A 26,352-nucleotide genomic window follows, 5' to 3' on the forward strand; every position below is an offset into this window, starting at 1 on the left:
GTAGCCATGTTCAATGTTACCTCTATCAAGGGGAGCAACCAGTACGCTGCAGCTGGCTACTACACAGCTGCAGACGACTACTACGCAAAAGAGTCCCCCGGTGAGTGGCAGGGGATCGGCGCCGAGCTTCTAGGACTGGATGGGCCAATCGACCAGAAGGAGCTGGCCAAGCTTTTTGACGGCAAGCTCCCGAACGGCGAGGTGATGCCCAAGACCGTCAACAAAGAAACAGGTGAAATAGTTAATCGCCGGATGGGTTTGGACCTGACCTTCTCAGCTCCAAAATCTGTGTCTATGCAGGCACTGATCGCCGGTGACAAGGACGTGGTAGCGGCGCACGACCGCGCAGTGACTAAAGCGATGGAGCATGTCGAGAAACTGGCGCAGACCCGCCGAAAGGAACATGGCAAGTCCATGCTCGAACGAACTGGCAACCTGATCATTGGTAAGTTTCGCCATGAACTCAGCCGCGCCAAAGATCCTCAGCTGCACACCCACGCAGTAGTCATGAACGCGACACGGCGTGCAGACGGTAAATGGCGAGCAATACACAACGACGATATTTTCAAGATCCAACCGCAGATCGACGCCATGTACAAGGGCGAGCTGGCCAAGGAGCTGCGCGAGCTGGGCTATGAAATTCGGGTGTTGGACAAAGACGGGAATTTCGAGCTGGCCCATATTTCGAGGGACCAGATCGAGGCGTTTTCGAGTCGGTCCAAGGTGATCGAGGAAGCGTTGGCCAAGGACGGCAAAACACGCAGCAACGCCACAGCGCTGGAAAAGCAGATCATTGCGATGGCCACCAGGCCACGCAAAGACGAGCGCGACCGTCATCTGGTCAAGGAATACTGGGTCACCAAGGCGAGAGATCTAGGCATCGAGTTCGGTGGCCGCAGTCAGCTTGATAACCGCGAGTACGGCAGGCGCTCAGAGAGCATCCATGCAGAACACAATCTGCCGGAAGGCATCACCGCAGGCCAAGCAGTGGTGCAATACGCCATAAACCATCTGACCGAACGTGAGCAGGTTGTCGGCGAGTCAGATCTGCGCACAGCTGCACTACGGCGCGCTGTGGGCTTGGCTTCGCCATCCGAAGTCGACGATGAAATCAAACGTCTGGTGAAACAGGGAACGTTGATCGAATCGCCACCAACCTACAGGATGGCCACCGGAACCGAGGGGGCAGCGCTGTCACCTGCAGGGTGGCGCGCATTACTGAAAGAACAAAAGGGCTGGACCGACAAGGAAGCCCAGCAGTACGTCAAGATGGCTATCAATCGTGGCTCTTTGGTGGAAGCTGAAAAACGGTACACCACTCAACGGGCACTAAAGCGGGAAAAGGCGATTCTGGCCATCGAGCGCACCGGACGTGGCCAAGTCGCACCGCTGTTGAGCAAAGAACAGGTAGCGAAAGCGCTAGAAGGCTCAACACTTTCTGCAGGCCAGTACCAGGCCGTGGAAGTGATCGTCAGTACGAGCAACCGATTCGTTGGCATCCAGGGCGACGCAGGCACCGGCAAAACTTACTCAGTTGATCGCGCTGTGAAGTTGATCGAGTCAGTCAACAATGCCATGACCGAGCGTTCCACAACGACCGATGCAGGTTTTCGTGTCGTTGCTTTGGCACCCTACGGCAACCAAGTAACCGCACTGAAAAACGAGGGGCTGGACGCTCACACACTCGCTAGTTTTTTCCACACCAAAGACAAGAAGCTGGACGAGCGGACAATCGTCGTACTCGATGAGGCTGGTGTGGTCGGTGCCCGCCAGATGGAACAGTTATTGCGAACCATCGAGCAATCAGGCGCACGACTGGTGATGCTGGGCGACACCAAACAAACTGAAGCTATCGAGGCTGGCAAACCATTCGCCCAGTTACAGCAACACGGTATGCAAACTGCGCGGATCAAGGAAATTCAGCGACAGAAGAACCAGGAACTAAAAATTGCTGTTCAGCATGCGGCTGATGGCAATCCGGGAAAATCACTTGAGCATGTTAATCATGTTGAAGAATTCAGGGAGCCCAGCCAACGGCACCAAGCCATCGTTCGTGACTACATGTCGTTGACGCCGCAAGAACGTAAAGAGGTATTGATCGTCGCCGGTACGAACAAGGACCGCAAACAGATCAACGCAATGACAAGGGAGTCGCTTGGGCTCGTGGGCAACGGAAAAGAGCTGCCAACGCTCAACCGCGTCGACACCACACAGGCCGAACGCCGGTACGCTCCAAGCTACAAAAAGGGAATGATCGTACAGCCCGAGAAGGACTACATAAGGGCTGGTCTGTCCCGAGGGGAGCTGTATACCGTTGACCAGGCCTTGCCCGGAAACGTGCTGGTGGTAAAGGACAAGAATGGGAATCGCGTCGAGTTCAATCCTCGGAAGCTGACAAAACTCAGCGTGTACAACCTTGAGAAGCCAGAGTTTTCCGTTGGCGATCTGGTGCGGATTACCCGCAATGACCAGAAACTGGATCTCACCAACGGCGACCGAATGCGGGTGGTTGGGAACGCCAATGGCGTCATCGAGCTGGCATCCCTCAAAGAGAAAGACGGCACGCCAGAACGTGTAGTGGCCCTCCCAACTAACCGGCCTTTGCATCTAGAACACGCCTATTCCGCTACCGTCCACAGCGCTCAAGGTCTTACAAATGATCGAGTGATGATATCCATCAACACGAAAAGCCGGACGACCTCACAAAACCTTTGGTACGTGGCCATCAGTCGGGCAAGACACGAAGCGCGCATCTATACGGACTCAATAGCCGGATTGCCTGCCGCCATCGCAAACCGTTACGACAAAACCACCGCCCTTTCATTGCAGCAAGCGCGAGAGCGTCAGCGTAACGAGTCCATCAAGCCGCGCACGGTGTTGGACGGTAAGGCGCTGGAACGCAAACAGCGTTCCGCCCTGGACGGAGCGAGCGCAGGTAAATCAGGCGTGTAGATGATTTTTTGAATTGTGATGAGAATATGGGTTCCGGTATTGCCGGAACCTTTCGCATTTAGATGACAGGATTATATGGCTGATTGGAAGAATATAGGCCAAGCCAGGTGGTATGACTGCAAACTGGGAACCATGAGAGACGAGGACTTGGCTCAGCTTGTCGGTACGAAAAAGAATGTAATTCGTTACCGGCGTCAGCTATTCGGTATCGAAGCTTGGAATGTAAGAATGGCCATCGAGCCCTACCGGCATTTGCTGGGCATAGAATCAACTCGCACTGTAGCGCGTCTTTGCGGGGTTTCAGCCTACAGCGTCGATCAATACCGGAAGTCTTTAGGGGTCAAGGCCAAGCCGGGACCGGCCTCACTCCCTAAACCAAAGCGTTTCCCCATCAACCACCCGTTGCGTCCCTACAAGCCGCTCTTAGGCCTTGTGCATGACCAGGACGTGGCAGATCTGGCAGGAGTATCAAGATCAACGGTTCGAAACTGGCGTGAAACGTTAGGCCATACCCCTGCTAAACCATTACCGAAGCCACGAGCAGCGGCCCCGCTAAAAAACTATGTCGGTCCGTGGCTGGGTTACGAATCACTGTTCGGATCAATGTCAGCCGCGAAGATAAGCCGCGCCGTGGGCGTGCCCTTCGCCGTTGTAGAACAGCGGCAGAAGTTTCTAGGGGCGACCCCATATCAGCGGGTTTCAAAATTGGCCCGGTACCAACATTTGGTCGGGCTCATTCCTATTGGTCTGTTGGCTAAACTTGCCGGTGTTTCCATCACTCGCGCTAGCGAATTTTGCAACACGGTGGTCGTCAAGCAGAGCTAGGATAGCCCCTGGCAGCCAGGGGGCCCCCTGGACGGCAGAACAAAGCAACACCAAGGGCGCGGCCCTTGTCAACGCGCTGGGGTCGCCCAGGCCTCGGGTGCGCGGGGTGGTGAAGCTACCCCACACACCCCGGCGCAGACTGGGGGTCACTGCGCACCGTCAAGCAGAATACGCCTGCGGCGGTCCTGCGGACGCGGAACCCACCTTCGGCGGGGCCCCCGCCATTCCACTTGCCTACGGTCCCGGCGTCGATGGTACGAACGCCCACGACCCTGTGTCAGTGATAACGTTGAATCGGCTAGGTCTTATCGAACCCGCTTACATCAAGTTCAAGACGTTCGAGCCTGGCGGACACGACGACCGTTATGGCGAATATGGTCCAACTCAGGATGAGATAAGTTTTCCGGGAGATTTGTCGAGCGTCGTCATTACACCGTTAGGCTATGCGTTCGGGAGAGCGGTTGGTTTGACGATCTCAGGCGCGACCTCATCGCCGTCGCAGCCAAAAATATAGCGTACAGCCATTCTCCATTCGGTCGAGACATTCCGAGGCCACAGAAGTCTAAGTCAGGCGACACCTTTAAGGCAGATTCATTGCCAGAGAAAAGGTGTCGCATGCTTCTGTCTCGCTGTCCCCACGGACAGGCTCGCTTAGCTCACGCCTATAGCCACGCCTCACAGAGCGTTTCCGCCTGGTTAAGCACTAACTGCGCCGCTTCCTCAGCTTGATCCGGTGGGTACTTGTACTTGCGCAGAATCCGTCGCACCAGGATGCGCAGTTTGGCCCTCACGCTTTCACGGCTGCTCCAATCGACACTGACGTTGGCCCGCAAGCTGGCGGTCAGTTCGTGGGCAATTTTGGCCAGGATCTCGTCGCCCAGTTCGCGCACCGAGGCCTCGTTGTTGGCCAAGGCATCGTAAAACGCCAGCTCGTCATCGTTGAGCCCCAGCGCATCGCCACGCTGGCTCGCGGCGGCGAACTTCTTGGCCATTTCGATCAGCTCTTCGATGACCTGAGCGGTCTCGATCGAGCGGTTTTGGTAGCGTTTGATCACATTGGCCAGTAGCTCAGAGAACTTCTTCTCCTGGGCCAGGTTGGTGCTGTAACGGCTCTTGATTTCGCCTTCGAGCAAACGCTCCAACAGCTCGACCGCCAGGTTCTTCTCTGGAAGATTGCGTACCTCGGCGAGAAACGCGTCGTCGAGCAGGCCGATATTGGGCTTGTCCAGGCCCACCGCCTCGAAGATGTCCACCACGTCGCCAGAGACCACGGCATTGCCGATGATCTGGCGAATGGCCAACTCGCGCTCTTCGTCGGTCTTTTTCTGCTGACTCACTTCACGCTTGATCAAGATCACCTTGATCGCCTGGAAGAATGCCACTTCCTCGCGTACGGCCTTGGCTTCATCCAAGGTGCAGCACAGGGTGAAGGCCTTGCTCATGGCCAGCGCGGCGTCAGCAAAGCGCTTCTTGCCGTCTTCCAAGCCCAGCACATGGTTGGCTGCCCCGGCGAGCAGCTTGTGTCCACCGGTGAGGAAATCGCTGTAATCGAAGCCATGCAGTAGGCTGCGCAGGACGTCGAGTTTCTCCTCCAGCACTGAATAGGCTTCATGGGCATCCACGGTCGGCCGCCCTTTGCCCTTGCTGCCGGTGTACTCCTTGAGCGCCGCTTTTAGCTCATTGGCGATACCGATGTAATCCACCACCAGGCCGCCTTGCTTGTCCTTGAACACACGGTTGACCCGGGCAATGGCCTGCATCAGGTTATGGCCCTTCATGGGCTTGTCCACGTACAGGGTGTGGACGCAGGGCGCATCGAAGCCGGTCAGCCACATGTCACGGACGATCACCAGCTTGAGCGGATCGAATGGGTCCTTGAAGCGCTTTTCCAGGCGTTTTTTGAGTTGTCCAGAATAGATGTGCGGCCGCAGCAAGGCCTTGTCTGAGGCACTGCCGGTCATGATGATCTTGATCGCACCTTTCTCCGGATCTTCGTCGTGCCACTCCGGACGCAGGGCGACGATCTCGTTGTACAGGTGCACACAGATCTCGCGGCTCATGGCCACCACCATGGCCTTGCCGGGCATCTGCCCCATGCTGACAAGCCCCTGATTACGCTCCTCGAAGTGCGTGACCAGATCAGCCGCCACGCTGTGGATCCGCGGCTCAGCCCCGACCACCTTTTCCAGTGCGGCCCAACGGCTTTTCAGGCGCGACTGCTGGTCGTCCTCTTCATCTTCGGCCAGCTCATCGACCTGATCGTCGATCGCGGGTAGCTCGCTGTCTTTCAAGGACAACTTGGCCAGACGCGATTCGTAGTAGATGGCGACGGTTGCACCGTCTTCGGTGGCTTGCTGCATGTCGTAGACGTGAATGTATTCACCGAAGACCGAACGGGTGTCGCGGTCTTCGCTGGACACCGGGGTGCCGGTAAAGGCCACGAAAGTGGCGTTTGGCAGCGCATCGCGCAGGTGCTGGGCATAGCCCACTTGGTAACGGGTCTGGCTCTCGGCGGTCTGCAGCCCCTCCGACGTTTTCAGCTCGGCGCCAAAGCCATACTGGGTGCGGTGCGCTTCGTCGGCGATGACCACGATATTCGAGCGGTCGGACAGCACCGGAAAGGTGTCTTCATCCACCCCAGGCATGAATTTTTGGATGGTGGCGAAGACAATGCCGCCACTGGGCCGGTTGGCCAGCTTGGTGCGCAAGTCACCGCGTGACTCCACTTGGACGGGCTGTTCGCGCAGCAGATCCTGGGACAACGAGAACACTCCGAACAACTGGCCATCCAGGTCGTTGCGATCGGTGATCACCACGATGGTTGGGTTCTCCATCGCCGCTTCCTGCATCACCCGGGCGGCGAAACAGGTCATGGTGATGCTCTTGCCCGAGCCTTGGGTGTGCCAGACCACTCCGCCCTTATGGGTGCCGCCGGGACGCGAGGCGGTGACCACCTGCTGAATGGCGGCGCGCACGGCGTGGAATTGGTGATAGCCGGCAATTTTCTTTACCAGTCGGCCGTCATCCTCGAACAACACGAAGTAGCGCAGGTAATCGAGTAACATCTTCGGTGCCAGGGCACCACGTACCAGGGTCTCTAGTTCGTGAAATTGACCCAGCGGGTCGAGATCCTGGCCGTCGATGGTGCGCCAGTTCATGAAACGTTCGGCATCGGCCGATAACGAGCCCATTTGGGCGTCGCTGCCATCGGAAATCACCAGAATTTCGTTGTACTGGAATAGGTCCGGGATCTGCTCCTTGTAGGTCTGGATCTGGTCGAAGGCTTTGGTCAGGTCGGCCTTCACATCGGCCGGGTTTTTCAGCTCCAGCAACACCAACGGCAGGCCGTTGACGAACAGAATGATGTCCGGACGCCGGGTATGTTTCGGCCCCTGGATGCTGAACTGATTGATGGCCAGCCAGTCGTTGGCTTTCACCTCAACCCAGTCGATCAGGCGCACGAAGTCGCCGCGAGTTTCGCCGTCTTTTTGGTACTGCACCGGTACGCCGCTGACCAACAGGCGATGGAACAGGCGGTTGGCTGACAGTTGTACCGGCAGGCCCAGCTCGAGCACCTGCTTGAGCGCATCTTCGCGCGCGGCCAGTGGCACCTTGGGATTGAGCTTGGCCATGGCGCTGCGCAGCCGCTCGACCAAGACCACCTGACGGTAGTTGTCACGCTCAGGGCTCTCGCCGTCATAGGCGATAGTCGGGCCGTACACATGGGTGTAGCCCACCTCTGCCAGCCAGCCGAGGGTTTCCTGTTCCAATTGGTCTTCGGTCATTCCACTTCACTTCCTGTGTTCAGCTCACCGGCCAGCTCCGCCTCGATCTCGGCAATGCTCGGCAGATTTCGGCCCAAGGTGTCGGGCAAGTCGCGCAGTAATTGGTATTCGGCGACGCCGATGGGTTTGTCGATACCCGACAACGCGTACTCGGCCACCAGGCGGTTTTGCTGTTTGCACAGCAGCAGACCGATGGTGGGTTTGTCGTCCTCGGCCTTGATCTGTGCATCTACCGCAGCCAGGTAGAAATTCAACTGGCCGGCGTGTTCGGGTTTGAAGGCTGTCGCCTTGAGCTCCACGACCACATAGCACTTGAGTCGGGTGTGATAAAACAGCAGGTCGATGAAGAATTCATCACCACCGACTTCAAGGCGAAACTGTCGGCCGACGAAGGCAAAACCGGCCCCTAACTCCAGCAAGAAACGGGTGATATGACGGATCAGCCCTTCTTCGATTTCGCGTTCCTGGGCGTCGTGGCCCAGGCCAAGAAAATCGAACAGGTAGGGGTCTTTTAGGGTTTCCTGGGCCAAGGCCGAATCAGCGGCGGGCAGGCGGGTGACAAAGTTGGTGACTGCTGAGCCTTGGCGTTGCTGCAGGCGGCTCTTGATGTTCAGCTCCAAGGTGCTACGTGACCAGCCATGCAGGACGGTTTGTTGCGCATACCACTCGCGCTCGGCAGGACTGTCCAGCTTGGTCAGCAGGGTCACCACATGGAACCAGGGCAATTGGGCAGCAGGCTGCTGCCCAAATTGGCCGTCCGGGCAATGCTGGGCGAAGAAGGCCATATACTTGAGGTTGCGGCTGGAGAAGCCGCGTATCTCGGGGAAGGCGTCTTTCAGGTCCAAAGCCAGGCGTTCGATGACTTTCGCGCCCCAACCTTTGGTTTCCTGTCGTTGCTGAATTTCGATACCGATCCGGTGGTACAGCTGAACCAACTCGGCATTGACTGCCAGCGCCGCCCGCTGCCGGGCCTGAGTGATGTCGCCTTTAAGCTGAGTCAGCCAGTCGGCGTAGCCCTCAGGCAGTGCGGGAATCGTTCCCTTGCTCATGCGCAAACTTCCTCGATCATCACCTCGGCTTCCGGCAAACGCAGCTGGCCGGAGATCAGGCGTGGCAGCAGGGTGTCGCGGAGTTGGGTGAGGGTTCGCATTTGGTCGATGTTGTTCTGACGGCGCTCACTAAGAATCTCTGCTATAGATGAGAACGATTCCATCACCTCACTTGGTGGGCACACAAATTGATAGGTCCCCACTCCATCCTTTGCCAAGTGTAAGACAGTCGTACCTGACGTATGGGCAAATGTATGGCTCTGAAACGACTCCGTCCGGAACAATCCATATAAATATTGCCGACTTACTTTTGTGATATCTGGCCGAATAATACCCACATCAAGCGAAGCGACGAGTGTCTGATATTCTTCCACTCTGACAACAATTGCGGGCTTACCAATCAATTCCGCAGCCTGTGTCACATCAGTGTAAGCAACGATAAGATCTCCTGATGAAACAATTTGGCTGGGCTTGTAGTTCCCGGTGTATGGCTTAAAACCGTCAAGTCGGAAACCACCACCGCGCTCGAAGGACTTAAGCGTGACCAATGCCGTGTGGTGCAGATCAGCAAGGTCTTTGCTTGAGTACGACTTGCCTTTGACTATTTCCGCAACATCAGCAATACGGGAAGCCTTCCATCCACTCGGCACCAGCCCCAGCTCGGACTCTTCAAAGCTGTCGGGGAACAGAGCGGCGGTGGCGGCGTCCATACCCTCTGGGTCAAGCCCTTCCGCCTTGGCCCGCACCGGGTCAAAATCGACAAACCAAGATTTGAACAGCGCTTGGGCAATGGCTTCCAAGGTAGCATTGGTTTCGCGTAGCAGGGCAATGCGGTCGTCAAAGGCTCTCGCAATAGCCCCAATGGCCAATTGAGATTCTTGATTTATTTTAGCGATCTTTATGGAGCCAATACCCGTCGCACTTATATTTGCTTGCGCGCTACCTGCCGATGCATTCTCTATTATCTTATCGAAACCGGAAATCGAAAGAACAGCGTATATGTAGTCATCAATTTTTTTATTATATTTTGATGTTATTCTTGCCACCCGCTGATTAAGAAATGCACGTTCCTTTTGGACAAAACGTCCGACCTTACCAACAGTTGCTCCTGTCATCGCCATGAGAATATCGCCATCGGCAAGCTCAAACCTTTCAAGTCCTATAACACAGGAAGGCTTTACTCGATCAGCGCCCAAAAGCGAAACAAATGGTGGCTTTATATTTGCGATTTTTACAATCGCTATGCCTTCGTCACCAAAGTCCGAACTTTTGAAAGCATATCCACCTTGAATTACAGCAATATCGGCCAGTGATTGTAGATCAAAAGTCATAGCCCAGCCCTCCCAGCTTCTGCCGGATCAACTGGTCGAGCTCAGCGCCCTTGGCCATCTGCTCCCCTAGCAAAGCCGTGAGATTCTGCATCTTGTCGGTAAAGGCGTCGTCGTCGTCCTCGACGGCCTTCGCACCGACATAGCGCCCCGGCGTCAGTACATGGCCATGCTCGGCAATTTCTGCCAGGGTCACGCTGCGGCAGAAGCCTGGGATGTCGGCGTATTCCGCGATCTCACCGCCGACGTCCAGCGGCTCTCCGCGCCAGTCAGCCACGGTCTGCGCGATGCGTTCTATGTCGCTGTCGAGCAGTTCGATCTGTACCCGACTGACGTTGGTACCGAGCTTACGTGCATCGATAAACAGCACTTCACCGGGACGGGCGACTTTCTGTTTGCTGAGGAACCACAGGCAGGCCGGGATCTGGGTGTTGAAGAACAGTTGGCCGGGCAACGCGACCATCACCTCCACCACATCGGCTTCAACCATGGCGCGGCGAATATCGCCTTCAGTGTTCTGGCTGGAGCTCATCGAACCGTTGGCCAACACGATGCCGGCCCGGCCGCTGGACTTGAGGTGAAACAGCATATGCTGCAGCCAGGCGTAATTGGCATTGCCGGATGGTGGGCTGCCATAGACCCAGCGCGGGTCGCCTTCGAGGCTACCGTGCCACCAGTCACTGACGTTGAACGGCGGATTGGCCAGCACGAAGTCGGCGCGCAGGTCTGAATGTTGGTTACGGATAAAGGTGTCGGCCGGCTCACGGCCGAGGTTGAAGTCGATACCACGGATGGCCAGGTTCATTGCCGCCAGGCGCCAGGTGGTCGGGTTGGATTCCTGACCGTAGATCGACACGTCGCCGAGCTTGCCGCCGTGGGCCTCGATGAATTTCTCCGACTGCACGAACATGCCCCCGGAGCCGCAGCAGGGATCGTAAACCTTGCCATGGTGCGGGTTAAGTACGGCCACTAGGGTTTTGACGATGCTGGCTGGGGTGTAGAACTGTCCGCCGCGCTTACCTTCGGCGCTGGCAAACTGGCCAAGAAAGTATTCGTAGACCTGGCCAAGCAGGTCGCGTGCCTGGTTGGCATCGCTGCTAAAGCCGATGATGGATATCATATCCACCAGCTCGCCGAGCTTGCCATCCGGCAGTTGGGCACGGGCGTAGCGTTTGTCGAGGATGTTTTTTAGCTGCGGGTTTTCCGCCTCGATCACCGCCAAGGCTTCATCGATGCGCTTGCCAATATCGACCTGTTTGGCGGCGGCGCGCAACGCTTCCCAGCGGGCCACTTCCGGTACCCAGAACACATTCACTTCTTTGTAGTAGTCGCGCTCTTCGAGTTCTGCGGCCAAATACGTCGGGTCGTCACCGCCCAGGTAGTAGTCATCGCTGGCATCGGCAAAACGACGCTCCAGTTCGGCGCGGCGGCCGGCGAAGCTGTCGGAGATGTACTTGAGGAAGATCAGGCCGAGCACAAGGTGCTTGTATTCGGCGGCGTCCATGTTGGCGCGCAGCTTGTCAGCGGTGGCCCACAGGGTTTTTTCCAGATCCTGCAGGGTGCTGCTGGTCTGACTGGCGACGGCTTTGCGTCCCCTCTTTTTCGGCGGTTCAGGTGCTTCGGCGGGTGTTGCCTCTACCGAGGCATACCGGGCGCGAGCCTCGTTCAGGGCCTGAGTCGCAAGGCTGCTGGCCACCTGTTCGGCACCTTTTTGATCCGTCATGCACTGCTCCTACATCCCACGCAGATAAATTGCGCGGTAAAAAAATGAACATCCGGCCACCGAAGGGCCGAGCGAAGATGGGCTGCATGATAACGGCTCGATGGGTTTTCGTCTGACTTCCTCGGTGACGGGGTAGCCGTTGGCCATATCTGGTTTCTACAGGTGATAATGTCCTTTATCACATATGTAAAAAGGTAGAGGCGATGTCCGATCAAGAACGAGTAACGCTCATCCTTGCCGCTGCACCAGACGACCCGGCCGTCGCCGATCCAGAATATCAACGGGGTCTGAGGGCAGTCAGCGGGGCGCTGCGCGATGCAGGCATTTTATATTCTCAACGGAGAATGACGTTCGATGCTGATGGGGCAGCAGGCTATTCGGTGGGGCAGTACGTTATCTCACTCGCGCAAGTTGCTGGCCCCGTCATCGGAGTCGCTGTCGGTGCATGGATAACTGCTCGTTCAGGCCGGAAGCTTCGAATAAAGGTGGGCGATATCGAGTTGGAGGCCAACAGCCCCGCCGAGATCGATCACCTGGTGGCGAAAACCATCGCGCTCAAAGCTCAGCTGGCTGAGCAGGACGCTGGGCGATGAATCCGCTGGTGCGGACGTCCTCGGTGCCCCACATGCGATGCCCTGCCACCATCTGTTGGAGGAGTACCTGCATACCTACCTGGTACAGACCGGGATCGAGGGCGATCTAAAAGGCCCATTGTTTCGCACGATTGGGCGCGGTACCGGGCAGTTGAGCCCTACCGTCCTGCCTCAGGCCAATGCGCATGCCATGGTACGTCGGCGCGCCTTAGCCGCCGGCCTAAAGACGTTGATTGGCAATCACACCTTCCGCGCCACGGGAATCACGGCCTACCTGAAGAATGGCGGCACCTTGGAAAACGCGGCAGCCATGGCCAACCATGCGTCGACCCGCACGACCCAGCTGTACGACCGGTGCCGGGATGACATCAGCCAGGATGAGGTGGAAAAAATTAGGTTGTAACGGTTTAAAACGGACTCACCGATCGAAATTTAGATTCGTTAGCGTACGATTTTTTCCGTTTTCTCTATCGCCCCCGATTAGTGTTAACCAACGGCGGGGGCCTTTGTTTGAAGTCACCGCGTCGTTACGCAGCGGTCATACGATCTGCCGGATACTCCTGCATGAACTCCATGCTCTCGCTTGCGGAAGCATTCAACCAATCGTGATAGAGCCCCTTGGGCAAAATCACAACCATACGTTTCTCGTCACCCGCCCGATGGTAATTACGCATGAAAGAGTGCTGATCGGCATTGATTGTCAGCATAGAGTAACTAAAAACATCTTCACCCAATGGACTCTTCCATCGCTCCCACAAGCCCGCGATGCCCATAGGCTCGCCGTCGCTGCGAGTGATCCGGGTTGCGATGGCTTTACCGCTACGCCAGTCGGGCTCATAGATGGCGGCGGCTGGGATGATGCAATGTTGACCGTGCTTCCAAGCATTGCGAAAGGACGGTTTAACAGCCGCTGTTTCTGACCGGGCGTTGTAGCAGCGCCGTGCAATTTTCGTATCTTTGCTCCAACCAGGTATCAGGCCAAACGAGCCCGATAGCACCTCCCGCATAGAATAGGAGTCCTCCGGATCGTCCGGGCCGGCCATCCCCCGGACAAAGGGGCCGAAGTAACCAGGCCAAAGGTCCAATTTGGCTTGCTCAACAGGCTCTACGCCGAACGCCAAGGCAAGTTGCCCAGGGCTTGGGGCCTCATAATGGCTGCACATTACTCATCTCCGTCATTGGTCTGATTGCCCCGCCGTCGCGCTCCAGAGCGACCCGTCTATCTGCATCCGCTAGATAAAAATTGACCGGATCGCGCTAACAAAGTTAACTGTATATTTGTACAGCATTCGGAAGCGTGCGTCATGAGCTATTCCATCCTGGGTCCACTCGCGGCAGGCGGTGTTCCCCTGCCTCTATGTTCGTTTCGCGTACCCGCTGGGTTCCCGTCGCCGGCAGCGGATCATATTGAGCAGCAAATCTCGCTCGATGAAGTATTGAACATCCGAGCGCCGCACGTTTATCTCGCGTCGATAAGCGGGGATAGCATGCAGGGTGCTGGAATTTTTGACGGTGACCTGGCTGTGGTAGATCGATCCATAGAAGCCGTGCACGGTCACATTGTTATCGCGCTGTTGAACAACGAGCCGCTGTGTAAACGGCTCTGCCTGCGCGGCAAGGACGTAATCCTATTGTCTGAAAACCCCAAGTACCCGCCGCGCTACGTCATGGATGGGGACGAATTGGCCATTTGGGGGGTGATAACCAGCAGTGTGCGTAGTCATGTCTGAATTGCCGCCTGTATTCGGCTTGATTGACTGCAACAGCTTTTATGCCAGCTGCGAGCGTGTGTTTCGCCCGGATCTGGCCAAGGTTCCGGTCGTCGTTCTCAGTAACAACGATGGTTGCGTCATCGCCCGTAGCTACGATGCGAAGCCGTTCGTGAAGATGGGCGAGCCGTATTTCCAAATCAAAGACAAACTGCGCCGCCACGGCATCGTGGCCTTTTCTTCCAACTACGCGCTTTATTAAGTTAGGTGGAATGCTTTTGAGCTAGGCTGAATCCGTTGACGCTCAGGGGGCGCCCATGACCACCACCCCATTGCACAAGCAAGTGTTAAGTCGTTATTCCAGTGTACAAGCTTGGCTGGAGCTCTTGGGTAATCTGGGGCGTGCGCCGGCCACCCTTGACGCCTATGGCCGTGCCCTTGCGCATTACTTATTGCATTGCGAAGGGAGTGGGCTGAAACCCGAATCCGCGACATTCGAACAAGTCACGCTCTACATCCGTGAGCTGCTACCTGGCGCAAAGAGCGCGGTGGCGAATTCAACCTTGCACCAGCGGCTTACTGCTATCCGGTTGTGGTACGACCACCTCGTTTTTCAGGGTCTTTGCGAGCACAACCCCGTGCCCCGCGGACAGCATGGTCGGCTGGCCCAAGTGCCTGGACATGGAGGGTTTGTCAGGGGCTTGCTCCCACGGCTGATTAAGTTGCCAGACATTCCCACCGATGAGCAGTGGCGACACTTTCTCAGTATTGCGGCCAGGTCGTCTATCCGTGATCGACTAATGCTGTCGTTGGCGTATTTCGGGGCTCTTCGCCGTGCCGAGTTGGTGGCCTTGCGTATTGAGGATTTAGACGTTGCACACCGACTGATCTCGGTGCGAGCGGAAACGACCAAAGGCAAACGCAGCCGCGTCGTGTGCTACAGCCCAGACATTGCACCTGTCTTGATAGAGCATCTACATGCTCTTCGCGGCGCTGGCTGGATGCGAGGTTCGTTGTTTCGATCAGCATCAGATCGTAATCGAGGCTCGCCACTGTCCCGTTGGGCGTGGAGTAAAACGGTTGAAGGGTGGGCCAAGGAAGCGAAACTATCGCACCTGAGCACTCATACCTTTCGCCACCTTCGGCTTACCCATCTGGCCCGTGCGGGCTGGAAGCTCCATGAACTGACCACGTATGCTGGACATCGAGACCCCAAAACCACTTTGATTTACCTGCACCTATCTGGCGCGGATTTAACCGCAAAGATGGCGCACTCCGTCGGCAGTCTCGATGCTCGGATGTTCTGTGAACTCTTTGGGTCTGAGGCATTGCTATGAGCACCCCCTCAGTCACCCCTTATGTTCCGTTCGACGCGAGCAAGTACGTACGTCAGAGCGATCTATCGAAAATCGAGCTGAGCATACTTTCGAATCGCTCTCACCGTTCAGACTGGGGCTACCTCCAATCAGAGATACCTGAGCTCATGAGGCCGCTAGCTGATATAGCGGCGCACAGCGGCGTTTCTCAGCGATTAGCCATTTCATCAGTGGCAGTCATTCTCTGGAATGTCAGCAAAACCGGTAAACCCTACTGGTGTTGGTCTGAGTCGCAGTGGTTGACCTTGCTCAGTAATCGAGCAGGATCACGACCATATCTCGCTTCCGTTGCTTACCATCTCGGCGATTTTCGAACCCCGCAGCGTATCGCCAAATTCCGGCAGCCGGCGATATATGCTTCTTTTATCTTCGGCCATGCCGTGTTCAGACATGAGCACGTTCGCTTGAGCCAAGCGTTGAGATCGCTGGGCTACGCTGCTCGCCATCTTGAGCAGTTCCTTTCCAACGTGCTGGGTGCCTTGATGCTGGAAAACGGCGATCCGCGGTTGGAGACATTCACCGAGGAACTGCTACTGAAGGGCCAACAGCATCGAAGCGAAGGTGTCGCGAGATCGGTCGGAAAGGTATCTCACGGCCTCGCTGCCATGGGGATTTTGGCGAAACCTTTACGCATGCGAGGCTATACCTGTTGGCGGGCGAAAAGCATCGAAGGCATCGATCCGACTTGGGCAATGTGGTGCCGTCGATGGCGAGACACTTCCACCTTGCGTCCACGCACACGTGAAAGCAATTACAGTTTTATCTTGAGGACCGGTGTCTGGCTAGCGCGCGAGCAATCAGGAATGGCGGCGCCTACCGATTGGAGCATGTCCACTTGCGCTGCATTTATTGCTGCCGTCGACCGGATGACGGTCGGTGAGTGGGCTTTGGAGTCAGCGAAGGGAACACAGCTAAAGGGGCTTGGTCAGCCTATCGCTGCCAACTCGAAGCGCGGCTTTCTACATGCCTTGCGACGATTTTTTACAGACTTTGAACTCTGGGGATGGGGTCGTTTGAAGTTCAGCCCCCGGCATCACCTCGCCACCCCGCGATCCGTGACATTCAACTCGGGTATCAACCCGCGGGTAATTGATGACTCGACCTGGCTCAAGCTGATTTGGGCGAGTCTAAATCTTGAGCGTAGTGATCTGCTTTCGGAGATTCACTATCCGCTGTCGATGGTTCAAGCCATTGCTGTAGTGTGGACGCACGCTGGTTTGCGCAGCAATGAAATCATGCGCTTGGATAAAAGATGCGCGCATCCTCAGACCAATGATGTGGTACACGAGGATGGGACCATCGTTCCAGCAAAAACTTTATGCTATCTCGATATTCCTGCCAGCAAGACGTTCAAAGCTTTCGTCAAACCTGTAGCGGTGGTCGTGAAGGAGCGCATTGACGCCTGGCTGGAGGACAGGCCTGCTAACCAGGCCGCTTTGCTGGATGAGCGAACCGGGGAAAAAGTTAGCTACCTATTTCAGTTTCGAGGCAAGCGCATAGGCTCCAGTGTCATTAATGGCACCATCATTCCAATGCTATGCGCCAAGGCGGGTGTGCCACTGGAGGACAGTCGCGGGCGAATCACCAGCCACCGGGGACGTGCCTCCGCAGTGACGGCGCTCGCCAGCGTCCCTCAGGGCATGTCGCTGATCGAGCTAATGCAGTGGTCGGGACATAGCTCGCCGAATTCGACTTTGCATTACATTCGAATTCGGCCTACCAAGCTGGCAGCATCCTTCGTTAAAGCCGATCAAATGGCCCATATGGTCTCCGTTTTGATCGATCATGACGTAATTGTTCGCCATTCAGATGCCCCCTACACCTTCTATGACTTGGGCGACTCGTATTGTTCAAATCCCTTCTGGAGCAGCTGCCCACATCGCATGGCCTGTGCGGGGTGTGACTTCAACTTGCCGAAAGCCAGCGCAAGGGCCCAAGCATTGGAAAGCAAATCGTCTATCGGACGGTACTTGGAGGCCGTGCCTTTAACTCCCGACGAGCGAGCCATTGCCGAGGGCGACTTGGAAAAGCTGGAGAGCCTCATTCGAAAGCTGGACAATGTGCCGGCTCTAGACGGCAGGATGCCGAGGAGATCGATGAGAGAAAGAGGAGGCTATAAGTAGAAAAGTTCTTAAGCGACTAGTGGCTCGCTAGACATACCTGTCGCGTTACTCCTAAGTTATGCGACACACTAGATTTTTCGGGGTTTTGCTGGGCTGCGGGTGTCGCAGGAGTGTGCCGCACGTAGATCGAAGTTAAACCTGATGCTAGGCCGGCTCATGCACTAGCCGGATGTCGATTTCTCTGTCGACATACTGCCACTCCACCGAGGCTCGGAGTTCGGCCAGAAGCCTGTTAAAGGCCGTCTCATCAGACGGGGAATATTCGAACCAAGTCAAGAAGTCGAAGGGTTCGTTCTCGCCCAGGTCCCGACAATGGTGGAGGCGGCGGGCCACAGCAGGGAGATATTGGAGCCCGATGTGAATGTGACGGGACTGTTCCTCAAAAATCTTCCGGCGTTCGTCTTGAGACAGTCCCCACCATGAGGGGTTTTTCCGGATAGGGATCAGGGCGGCGCAGGTAGCCTCTGCTCGACCCAAGCTTGGCTGCTTCGCCACGAGACGATCCTTCTCTTCACGCACGACATAGCGCTCGTTACTCGTTATCCCGCGAAGGAGCCATTTGGTGCCCGGAGGCTGCGGCGAAACAGAGCCAGCGGCTACGTTGAGCCGTGGGATTCCAGGGAGAGGGGCTCCTGCCACGGCATTCATCGCAACAACGCGCCAAACCCCCGTTTCTCCACCAGCGAACGTAAATACTCGTGTATTCATCAGGTTCCTCTCAGGCCTTTCGCCTATTTCTCAGATAACGCAAAACCTGCACTGCCCGGCGCAACCACGGAGACAAATATGAAAGGTCCTGGACCAGAGTTCACGGCACCATGTACTTGCCCAGGTTTTGCAATGGCAATATCTCCAGCTTTAAGATGAATTTCTACGCCGTTGCCTTGATAATACTTGGCCTCACCTGAGATAACCGTCCAAGTATCTTGGCCGTGAGGATGGACATGGGCAGCTATTTCCTGCCTAGGGTAGGCGTGCCAAACTACAACGACAGAATCGTTGGTCTCCAGAACAACTGAACGGATCGGTTCGCCGTTAGACGGACGGACATATTCGTCCACCGAAAAAATCCGCGATTCCGTTTCTGCTTTCATGTTCACACTCCATTCCTGCACCGCAAGGTGACGTGCATCTGGCACTAACACCAAGACGAAGCCTTGATCTTGATGGGGGCGGAGAAGCTCGACACGCCGAACGGCATCATGAAGAGCACTTTCATGCGGCACCAACCATTTCTTTTAACGACACGAGGCTCGTATGCACATGACGATATGTACTTGAGCGCCTTTCGGAAAAGCTATGTTATAGGACGGAGACCGTCAATACTCCGTCGTGGGTAGGCATGACAGAACGGTAGGATAACGGCGACGTTTTGGTCATATGTACATGGGAGGGCGGTTCACCGCTCGGCAGGGGTGTTGTCGATGGACAGGTGTCCGCCTTCGATGTAACAGATCAGCTTTGACCGGTTACTAACAGGATGACCGGATGATCCGGTGAGCGACGGCGATCTCCTCAGAAGCTACAGCCATACCGGTTGGGTATGAGAAGCTCCAAGGGCGAGCATGGCCCGGTTCTTATTGACTTTCTATTACACATAAATGGCGATATGAGCCAGCGGGTCATGAGCGTAATTGAATCGATGGTGCCCGCCGTTGAGGTCTACAGCATCGATGAATCATTCGCGGATCTGCGCGGCGTGCCTTATCCGGAAGAACTCGGCCGCAAAATCCGCACTCAGGTTCTTCGCTGCACCGGCATCCCTGTCGGGGTAGGCATTGCCCGCACAAAAACCCTGGCCAAGTTGGCTAACCACACGGCAAAAAGACTGCAAGCGCAAACAGGAGGGGTTGTCGATATTTGCGATACCTTCAAGCGCGACTGGGTTTTGCGCAACACCGATGTTTCCGAAGTTTGGGGAGTCGGCCGGCGAATGAAAGCTCATCTGGATGCGATGGGTATCAAAACCGCGATGGACCTGGCAAAAGCCGATCCGTGGACCCTGCGCAAGAGATTCAGCGTGGTTATTGAGAAAACGGCAAGGGAGTTGTCCGGCACGTCGTGCCTGGAGCTGGATGAGCCAAATCCTCCCAAACAGGAAATATGTTGCAGCAGGGCGTTTGGCCAGCGTTTGACTGAGTTACCGGCGATTCAAGAGGCGGTGGCCACCTACATGATGCGGGCATCCGAAAAGCTACGGGCTCAGCATTCATTGTGCAAAAAGGTTCGCGTCGGTATCCGTACTGGAATGTTCAACGCTTCAGAAGCCCAATATGCGAACAGCGTCATCGTTGATCTTCCCTACCCTACTGACGATGTTCGGATGCTCACGAAGGCCGCTACCAAGGCCGTTGAGCGGGTGTACCGCCAAGGCTACCGATACAGCAAAGCCGAAGTGATGCTGCTGAATCTATGTCAGCCAGGTGAATACACTGATGATCTTTTCGCAAGCACCCAGCCCACCGACTCGACAAAGGTTATGTCGGTACTGGATGAAATCAACAATCGATGGGGTCGCGGCACTCTACGGGTGGCAAGTGTCCCATCGAGTCCAGAATGGGCCATGCGGCGCAGCCTCATGAGCCAGAGTTACACGACTAAACTCGACCAGTTATGGCGTATCAACTGTTCATAGCCTAAAAGCTGTAGGCACCTACAGACGGAACCCGACACTTCCCTACACCGACGCCAGACACCTGGATCAATCCTCCTGTTGAAAGATGGCGTCGTGCGCGACTTTGCTGTGCTTCTGCAGAAAGGCTTTCGCCTTCAATCCCAAGGTGTAACGGCCAGCATTTGAAAACGCCCCGACCTGCAATCAAGGCGTTTTTCGACCAGGATTAACTGCGACTGTCCGGTCCTGCAAACCAGCATTAACTGCGAATGAACCTGCACTGATCCGCGCCGACCTGCATTCTATTGTTGCCAACCAGCATTAGTTGCAACGGTATTCCCTGGAGCACTTGCGCGCCATGTTTGCCAACGAGCGGATTCCGCCGGAATTTTTGTCACATTATGAGCCTGATTAATCCTTTGCATGTCTTAAATTAAATAACGGGTTAAGTGAAAATTTTTGACGGCCAGAGCTTCCCGACTCAAACTGTCACATAATCTAACGTATATGTGACAGGTGAAGAGATGTTGATCGGCTATATGCGGGTGTCGAAAGCGGACGGATCCCAATCCACCGATCTGCAGCGCGATGCACTGATCGGCGCCGGGGTGAGTCCTTCACATCTCTACGAGGATCTGGCTTCAGGCCGACGCGATGATCGACCGGGGTTGGCTGCTTGCCTGAAGGCGCTCCGTGAAGGCGATACGCTGCTCGTGTGGAAGCTCGATCGGCTCGGCCGCGATCTACGCCATCTGATCAATACCGTGCACGACCTGACTGCGCGTAGCGTGGGATTGAAAGTCCTGACCGGTCACGGTGCTGCGGTCGACACGACGACTGCCGCGGGCAAGCTTGTGTTCGGTATTTTTGCTGCGCTGGCCGAGTTCGAGCGGGAGTTGATTTCCGAGCGCACGATGGCAGGATTGGCATCGGCACGAGCACGCGGCAGGAACGGCGGGCGGCCGTTCAAGATGACCGCAGCGAAACTGCGATTGGCCATGGCGGCGATGGGGCAGCCGGAAACCGTGGTTGGCGGTCTGTGTGAGGAACTCGGCGTCACTCGACAGACGTTGTACCGGCACGTCTCGCCAAAGGGCGAGTTGCGTCCAGATGGCCTGAAGTTGCTTTCACGGGGCTGATCTTGACCTGGAGGCGAATGGCTCACTACGGCCAAAAGGCGCCTGTGGGATGTTACGAAACACGGGGGGATTCCAGACTTCCTGCGAGTGCTTGGATTGCCGGCTCGCAAGCAACGGATAGCGGCTGTTGGTGCTGCATCTCTGCGGGTGCTTCAGCGGAAGCGGTCGTTATAAAGGCTTAGATACGAGCCTGGTTGCCATAGTCCATTTGGACTGGTTGCTTGCACGTCGAGGGCTCACAGGATTGAATAGCTTCCATGACCAAACGCTTACTACTTATCGATGATCACGCTTTGTTCCGTTCCGGCATTGCAATGGTGCTGGTCGCTGGCTTGGGGGGATGTGATATTTTCGAAGCCTCCTCAATAGAAAAGGCGTTGCTTTGTCCTTGTGAAATCCTGGATCTGCTACTGCTCGACGTGCAGCTCGACGGCCTCAACGGCCTGGATGGAATGACGCTTCTGAAGCGCAAATGGCCTTCGGCGAAAATTATGATGGTATCGGCGATACAGGATGCACACGTTGTCAGGACGGCCATGGAACGAGGCGCTCAGGGCTTTATCTGCAAAGCAGAACCGCCTGCGCGAATGCTGGAAATGATTGCCCGGATTCTCGCAGGCCAGACGATGACGGGAGATCCTTCGCCGCCAGCGATTGGGGGTGGGAGCCAGAAGGTGGTACTGACCCCGCGACAGTACGAGGTACTCGACCTGATCTGCCAGGGTTTATCGAACAAGATGATAGGCCGACGTCTTAATCTTTCTGAAAACACTGTACGAGGCCACGTTCAAGCCACATTAGCGGCCTTGCAGGTAGCCAGTCGCTCGGAGGCAGCCTTTGTCGCACGCCGAGAAGGTTTGATTAATTGAATACCTTGAAGACCAGCGACGACCTGGAGCGTGATATCCGTGTCGAGCAAGTGTGCCTGGTGTTCATGGGCATGAAGAACTCATTGTACCTGGGGATTGCCCTGGCGACAGTGCTGTTGGTCGCGCTGTCTGCGCCAGAAAACCGAAATTGGCTATACGCCTGGTTTGCAATGGTCGTGTCGGGCAGAGTGCTCTGTGTGAGCTACGCAACGCTGGCGCTCAAACGCGGTGTGACGCCAGACAATATAGCGACGCTGATCCTGCACATGAGTTTTATCAAGGTCTTTGAGGGCCTGGCCTGGGGGGCGCTGGCTTGGATCATCATGGGGCAGGCCTCACTACCGGAACAGTTGCTGGTCATGGCATCACTGGCGGGGGTCAGCGGTAATGCGGTTTCCTTGCTGGCACCGGTATTGCCCCTGTACATGTGTATGCAGTTCGCACAACTGGGGGTCATCAACAGCAAGTTATGGCTGATTGAGGATAACTCCTACACCATGTTGGCAGTCGGCTGCTCCCTTTACGTCGCGGGCCAGCTCGGCCAGGCGTTGCTGGGGCACCGCTCGTCACGTCGTTCCATTGCCTTGCGTTTCGAGAATCTGGAACTGGTAGAAAAACTGCGCATTGAGTCCGAGCGTGCCGAGCAGGCCCGCATCAAGGCCGAGCAAGCAAACCTGGCCAAATCCAAATTTCTTGCCGCGGCCAGCCATGACCTGCGCCAGCCGGTGCACGCTCAAGAGCTGTTTCTGGAGGTGCTGGCGCGCAGCGATCTGTCGCCTGTCCAGCACAAGGTTCTGGGCAATGCGCGAGCTGCCAGTCAGGCCTCTGCACAGATGCTCAATACACTGCTGGATTTCTCTCGCATCGAGGCCGGGGTGATCGAGCCGCAGCACAGTGCATTTCGCCTGCAACCGTTGCTTAATAAGCTGGAGAACGAGCTTGGCAGTCAGGCTGACGCCAAGGATATCGTCTACCGCTATCGCGAAACGAACCTGGCGGTGCTGTCCGATCCTGCGTTGTTGGAGCTGATGCTGCGTAACTTGATTACCAATGCCATTCGATACACCCACCAGGGCGGTTTACTGATCGCCTGCCGTAAACGTGGCGACGACGTACAGATCGAAGTCTTCGACACCGGTATAGGTATCGCGCCAGAACAGCAGGAGGAAATATTTCGCGAGTTCCACCAACTGGGTAATCCTGAGCGTGACCGCGTAAAGGGGCTTGGACTTGGACTGGCGATCACCGATGGCCTCGCCCGTTCCCTGGAGCATGGTCTGAGCCTGGTTTCGCGACCGGGGCGTGGCAGTGTTTTTCGCGTGCGCTTACCTCTGGCCAGAACCGGCTTTGACGAAAACCTCTTCACCGTGGCTGACGACCAGCAGTTGATGTCAAATCATTTGCAGGGACTACATGTGCTGGTCATCGAGGATGATTTCTTCGTACGTCAGGGCATGCTGCAACTGCTGGAGGACTGGGGCTGCAAGTGCCGGGGGGCGGAGCACATCGAGGAGGCTCTGCAGCAAGTAGTGGATTGGCCCGTGCAAATGCTGATCAGCGACTATCGGCTGCGCAATAACCAAACCGGTGCCCAGGCCATCAGGTCGTTACGGGTGGCTGTTGGAGTGGTCATTCCGGCGCTGCTCATCACCGGTGATACAGCGCCGGAACGCTTGCGCGAAGCGCGCTACAGCGGAGTGCCGTTGTTGCACAAGCCAGTGTCACCGGCACAGCTGTACAGGGAGCTGGTCAGTCATATTACTGGTTGATCAGAGCTGGCCCAGGCGTGTAGGGCTTATTCGCATCAGCCCTCTCTGTCCTTCGATTGAGCGACCGAGAGGTAACACAAGGATCGCGCAGGTATCAAAGATATCCGTAATCGCAGCGCCGGGTAGAGCGGAGGCATATTCCAGTAACTTCGATCGTTTATTCTTTGAAGGAGAGTTTGACTGCTCCTTGATCTGCTCAAAAGCCTGACTGTTTAAGGTATGGTGGTGCCAACGAAACCTGGGGCTATTCACCGCACTGCATTGGCGGCGGCCACTTCGGGCATTGTCCGATCCGCCGAATCCATCGCCGCCAGATATCGATCAATGCTCTGCTCGATCTGCTGCATACGCGCTTACACCTTACCCTGAGTGAAGTGGCGGTCGCGATTATTGACGGCTTCGAATACCCCCTCTATCGCTACTGCCAGATGGCTTCACCCGTCGTTTACGTTGAAGGTACACATCCAGCAGATCGAACCCTGCAATCCTGAGCGCCTTGGACGGGCAAGCAACTAGTCCAAATGGACTATATGCATCAGGCTCTCGACTAATTATTGTGCTCGACTGTTCATTAACAAAAATATTCTTTCAGCGATTTCAGGTGTCACGCAGCGTATTTCTTAGAGCGCAGAGTGCCCGAATCTCTGTGAGGTCCTCGCTACAAACATTAAGGATAAGCATTTTGTCTGCATGCGGGGCGGTACTCAAACTTCGTCTCTTCGCGCGAAGCCTCTCCCTATCTTCGATTAGCTAGGTAGCTGTTGCCCTCAAAGGAATAGAGAATTGGTAACACCGGCCTGGAAGTTCTGCTGAGCTACGTATTGAAAAGACTGCCGCTAAGTCGTACCGATAAGGCGCATATCCTGGATAAATGCTGGTTTGGAAATTGCTGGAACCCACCTGAAAAGTTGCATCGATATTGAGCACGCAATAGCACCGTGACTATCCGCAAGATAAGCCATGCAGTATTTGCAGTACGGACTTTGAGGACGTGCCCAATAGCGGCCTGTGGCGAGGAGCCGCTATCGCCACAATCGGAAACTTTTTAGCTAGTTAGTCATAAAAAGCCAGCGCCGAGCGAAAGTCGTTCTGTTGGCGCGCGACAGATTTTTTGACAATTCTGGCGGGCACACGCCTGCTCGCGCTTGAACTGACCTAGGGATGGGGAATGCAATGCTTCGAGGATTGAGCTGTCTGCAAGGTGTTGGCTCTAATGCCCACCTATGCCTATTGCCCCCCCCCTGCCGCCCCAGGCTGAATTCGTCTTAATGATCAGAAGCCCCACTCTGCTTTAAACAATAAGTAAAAACTCTGTATTGGAGAGCGTATGTTGCATCCTGGCAACGCGGTAGCTGACTGCCCTGCATGGTCATTCTTTATCCCCCTTTCTACGGCGCTCCGGCGGCAAGTGCGAGGCCGCAATTCCGGCATAGCTGAGGCCCGGCCTGGTATTTTGCAGCTGATCGCTTGGCTGTGCCTGCTGATGCTGGCGCTGGGTGCAAACCCGGCGCTGGCAGCAGTCCCCACCCTCACCTCGACTGCTCCCAACAACGGGCCCACGACGGGGATGACCAGCGTGACAATTATCGGTACAAACTTTACCGGTGCGACAAGCGTGATGTTTGACGGCACCTCCGCCATTAGCTACACGGTCAATAGCGACACGAGCATCACCGCGACCACCCCAGGCCATGCAGCAGGTACGGTAGTCGTGCTGGTCTACACGCCGGGTGGCTCCGCGGCACTGACCCACGGTTATACCTACACAGCGCCAGTGCCAGCGCCCACGGTCGGCCCGGTCAGCGTCTACGTCTCCGCCAACAGCAGCGCCAATCCGATCACTCTAAACATCAGCGGCGGCGCCGCCACCAGTGTCGCCGTTGCCAGCGCGGCTAGCCATGGCAACGCCACCGCCAGCGGCACCAGCATCACCTACACACCGAACGCAGGCTTCTCCGGCTCTGACAGCTTCAACTACACCGCCACCAACGCCAGCGGCACTTCCAGCCCAGCCACGGTGAGCATTACCGTCAGCAGGCCCACCATTACCCTGAGCCCAAGCGGCCTGAGCAATGGCATCATCGGCATTGCCTATAGCGCCACCCTCAGCACTTCCGGCGGCACGGCGCCCTACACCTACACCATCACCGCCGGCAGCCTGCCGCCTGGAATAAGCCTGAACACCTCCACCGGAGTAATCAGTGGCACGCCTTCCGCCAGCGGCACCGCCAACCTGACCATCACCGCCACCGACGCCTACAGCGCTACAGGTTCACGGGCCTATACCCTGGTGATCGGTGCCCAGGTGCCTGTCGCCGGTGCCGTCAGTGCAACACTCGCGGCAAACAGCAGCGCCAACCCGATCACGCTGAACATCAGCGGCGCCGCCGCCACCAGTGTCGCCGTTGCCAGCGCGGCTAGCCATGGCAACGCCACCGCCAGCGGCACCAGCATCACCTACACACCGAACGCAGGCTTCTCCGGCTCTGACAGCTTCA

General features: G+C 56.3%; 18 protein-coding genes and 3 pseudogenes. 13 read left to right on the forward strand and 8 right to left on the reverse strand.

Going from position 1 to position 26,352, the window contains the following annotated elements; genetic code table 11:
- The first annotated feature begins 6 nt into the window (after positions 1-6).
- Together mobF and ACZRKZ_RS25155 are read left to right on the forward strand one after the other, a co-directional pair.
- Positions 7-2,952: a MobF family relaxase gene (gene mobF, locus ACZRKZ_RS25150; RefSeq protein WP_169882230.1), complete on the forward strand. Its 2,946-nt coding sequence runs from the start codon at positions 7-9 to the stop codon at positions 2,950-2,952.
- Between the two features lie 147 nt (positions 2,953-3,099).
- Entirely contained in the window at positions 3,100-3,777 is a 678-nt protein-coding gene (locus tag ACZRKZ_RS25155) for a hypothetical protein (RefSeq protein ID WP_256669011.1), read from the forward strand.
- Positions 3,778-4,439: 662 nt separating this feature from the next.
- Here the strand turns inward: ACZRKZ_RS25155 and ACZRKZ_RS25160 are convergent.
- The 4 genes from ACZRKZ_RS25160 to ACZRKZ_RS25175 are packed head-to-tail and all read right to left on the reverse strand — an operon-like array spanning position 4,440 to position 11,662.
- A complete protein-coding gene (locus ACZRKZ_RS25160) occupies positions 4,440-7,562 on the reverse strand; it encodes a type I restriction endonuclease subunit R (RefSeq protein ID WP_463983057.1) in 3,123 nt (1,040 codons plus the stop codon).
- Positions 7,559-8,611, reverse strand: coding sequence for a PDDEXK nuclease domain-containing protein (locus ACZRKZ_RS25165; RefSeq protein ID WP_463983058.1), 1,053 nt, complete (start codon positions 8,609-8,611; stop codon positions 7,559-7,561). The genes ACZRKZ_RS25160 and ACZRKZ_RS25165 overlap by 4 nt, the downstream gene beginning before the upstream one ends.
- Positions 8,608-9,942 (reverse strand): restriction endonuclease subunit S, encoded by a 1,335-nt coding sequence (locus ACZRKZ_RS25170; protein ID WP_463983059.1) that lies wholly within the window; start codon positions 9,940-9,942, stop codon positions 8,608-8,610. The genes ACZRKZ_RS25165 and ACZRKZ_RS25170 overlap by 4 nt, the downstream gene beginning before the upstream one ends.
- Positions 9,932-11,662 carry a class I SAM-dependent DNA methyltransferase gene (locus ACZRKZ_RS25175; protein ID WP_463983060.1) on the reverse strand — a complete coding sequence of 577 codons (1,731 nt, stop codon included), beginning with the start codon at positions 11,660-11,662 and terminating at the stop codon, positions 9,932-9,934. Before ACZRKZ_RS25175 ends, ACZRKZ_RS25170 begins: the two co-directional genes overlap by 11 nt.
- A 203-nt stretch (positions 11,663-11,865) precedes the next feature.
- On the opposite strand from ACZRKZ_RS25175, the gene ACZRKZ_RS25180 reads away from it, so the two are divergent.
- Positions 11,866-12,255, forward strand: a complete 390-nt coding sequence (locus ACZRKZ_RS25180) for a hypothetical protein (protein ID WP_463983061.1) — start codon at positions 11,866-11,868, stop codon at positions 12,253-12,255.
- Positions 12,256-12,292: 37 nt separating this feature from the next.
- Complete coding sequence (locus ACZRKZ_RS25185; RefSeq protein WP_463983062.1) at positions 12,293-12,658, forward strand: site-specific integrase; 366 nt, start codon at positions 12,293-12,295, stop codon at positions 12,656-12,658.
- A 124-nt stretch (positions 12,659-12,782) separates the two neighbouring features.
- On the opposite strand, the gene ACZRKZ_RS25190 is transcribed toward ACZRKZ_RS25185, so the two are convergent.
- On the reverse strand, positions 12,783-13,418 hold the full coding sequence (locus ACZRKZ_RS25190; protein WP_463983063.1) for an SOS response-associated peptidase: 636 nt from the start codon (positions 13,416-13,418) through the stop codon (positions 12,783-12,785).
- Positions 13,419-13,559: 141 nt separating this feature from the next.
- Between ACZRKZ_RS25190 and ACZRKZ_RS25195 the strand changes: the two genes are divergently transcribed.
- The 4 genes and pseudogenes from ACZRKZ_RS25195 to ACZRKZ_RS25210 all read left to right on the forward strand — a co-directional run bounded on the left by ACZRKZ_RS25195 (position 13,560) and on the right by ACZRKZ_RS25210 (position 17,463).
- The gene (locus ACZRKZ_RS25195; protein WP_153433506.1) at positions 13,560-13,985 is read left to right on the forward strand and encodes a LexA family protein; all 426 of its coding nucleotides are present in this window, start codon (positions 13,560-13,562) and stop codon (positions 13,983-13,985) included.
- A pseudogene (locus ACZRKZ_RS25200) lies at positions 13,978-14,223 on the forward strand (Y-family DNA polymerase); the annotation flags it as partial. The gene ACZRKZ_RS25195 and the pseudogene ACZRKZ_RS25200, both read left to right, overlap by 8 nt.
- A gap of 58 nt (positions 14,224-14,281) precedes the next feature.
- Positions 14,282-15,301 (forward strand): tyrosine-type recombinase/integrase, encoded by a 1,020-nt coding sequence (locus tag ACZRKZ_RS25205; RefSeq protein ID WP_011914410.1) that lies wholly within the window; start codon positions 14,282-14,284, stop codon positions 15,299-15,301.
- Complete coding sequence (locus ACZRKZ_RS25210; RefSeq protein WP_011914409.1) at positions 15,298-17,463, forward strand: site-specific integrase; 2,166 nt, start codon at positions 15,298-15,300, stop codon at positions 17,461-17,463. The genes ACZRKZ_RS25205 and ACZRKZ_RS25210 overlap by 4 nt, the downstream gene beginning before the upstream one ends.
- Before the next feature lie 144 nt (positions 17,464-17,607).
- On the opposite strand, the gene ACZRKZ_RS25215 is transcribed toward ACZRKZ_RS25210, so the two are convergent.
- Positions 17,608-18,171 carry a chlorite dismutase family protein gene (locus ACZRKZ_RS25215; protein ID WP_026084028.1) on the reverse strand — a complete coding sequence of 188 codons (564 nt, stop codon included), beginning with the start codon at positions 18,169-18,171 and terminating at the stop codon, positions 17,608-17,610.
- A 23-nt stretch (positions 18,172-18,194) separates the two neighbouring features.
- A complete protein-coding gene (locus ACZRKZ_RS25220; RefSeq protein ID WP_071534424.1) occupies positions 18,195-18,557 on the reverse strand; it encodes a cupin domain-containing protein in 363 nt (120 codons plus the stop codon).
- Between the two features lie 506 nt (positions 18,558-19,063).
- On the opposite strand from ACZRKZ_RS25220, the pseudogene ACZRKZ_RS25225 reads away from it, so the two are divergent.
- The 4 genes and pseudogenes from ACZRKZ_RS25225 to ACZRKZ_RS25240 all read left to right on the forward strand — a co-directional run.
- Positions 19,064-20,098 (forward strand): annotated as a pseudogene (locus tag ACZRKZ_RS25225) (DinB/UmuC family translesion DNA polymerase); the annotation flags it as partial.
- 503 nt (positions 20,099-20,601) lie between these two features.
- Positions 20,602-21,216: a recombinase family protein gene (locus ACZRKZ_RS25230; protein ID WP_200661098.1), complete on the forward strand. Its 615-nt coding sequence runs from the start codon at positions 20,602-20,604 to the stop codon at positions 21,214-21,216.
- Positions 21,217-21,473: 257 nt separating this feature from the next.
- The gene (locus ACZRKZ_RS25235) at positions 21,474-22,085 is read left to right on the forward strand and encodes a response regulator (protein WP_463983064.1); all 612 of its coding nucleotides are present in this window, start codon (positions 21,474-21,476) and stop codon (positions 22,083-22,085) included.
- Positions 22,082-23,854 (forward strand): ATP-binding response regulator, encoded by a 1,773-nt coding sequence (locus ACZRKZ_RS25240; protein ID WP_463983065.1) that lies wholly within the window; start codon positions 22,082-22,084, stop codon positions 23,852-23,854. The genes ACZRKZ_RS25235 and ACZRKZ_RS25240 overlap by 4 nt, the downstream gene beginning before the upstream one ends.
- 251 nt (positions 23,855-24,105) lie before the next feature.
- On the opposite strand, the pseudogene ACZRKZ_RS25245 reads toward ACZRKZ_RS25240, so the two are convergent.
- Positions 24,106-24,273: pseudogene (locus ACZRKZ_RS25245) on the reverse strand (IS5/IS1182 family transposase); the annotation flags it as partial.
- A 1,034-nt stretch (positions 24,274-25,307) separates the two neighbouring features.
- On the opposite strand from ACZRKZ_RS25245, the gene ACZRKZ_RS25250 reads away from it, so the two are divergent.
- Positions 25,308-26,352 (forward strand): Ig-like domain-containing protein (locus tag ACZRKZ_RS25250; protein WP_463983066.1); only part of this gene is annotated, 1,045 nt, incomplete at its 3' end.

The sequence above is a fragment of the Pseudomonas sp. c313 genome, from assembly GCF_055407145.1.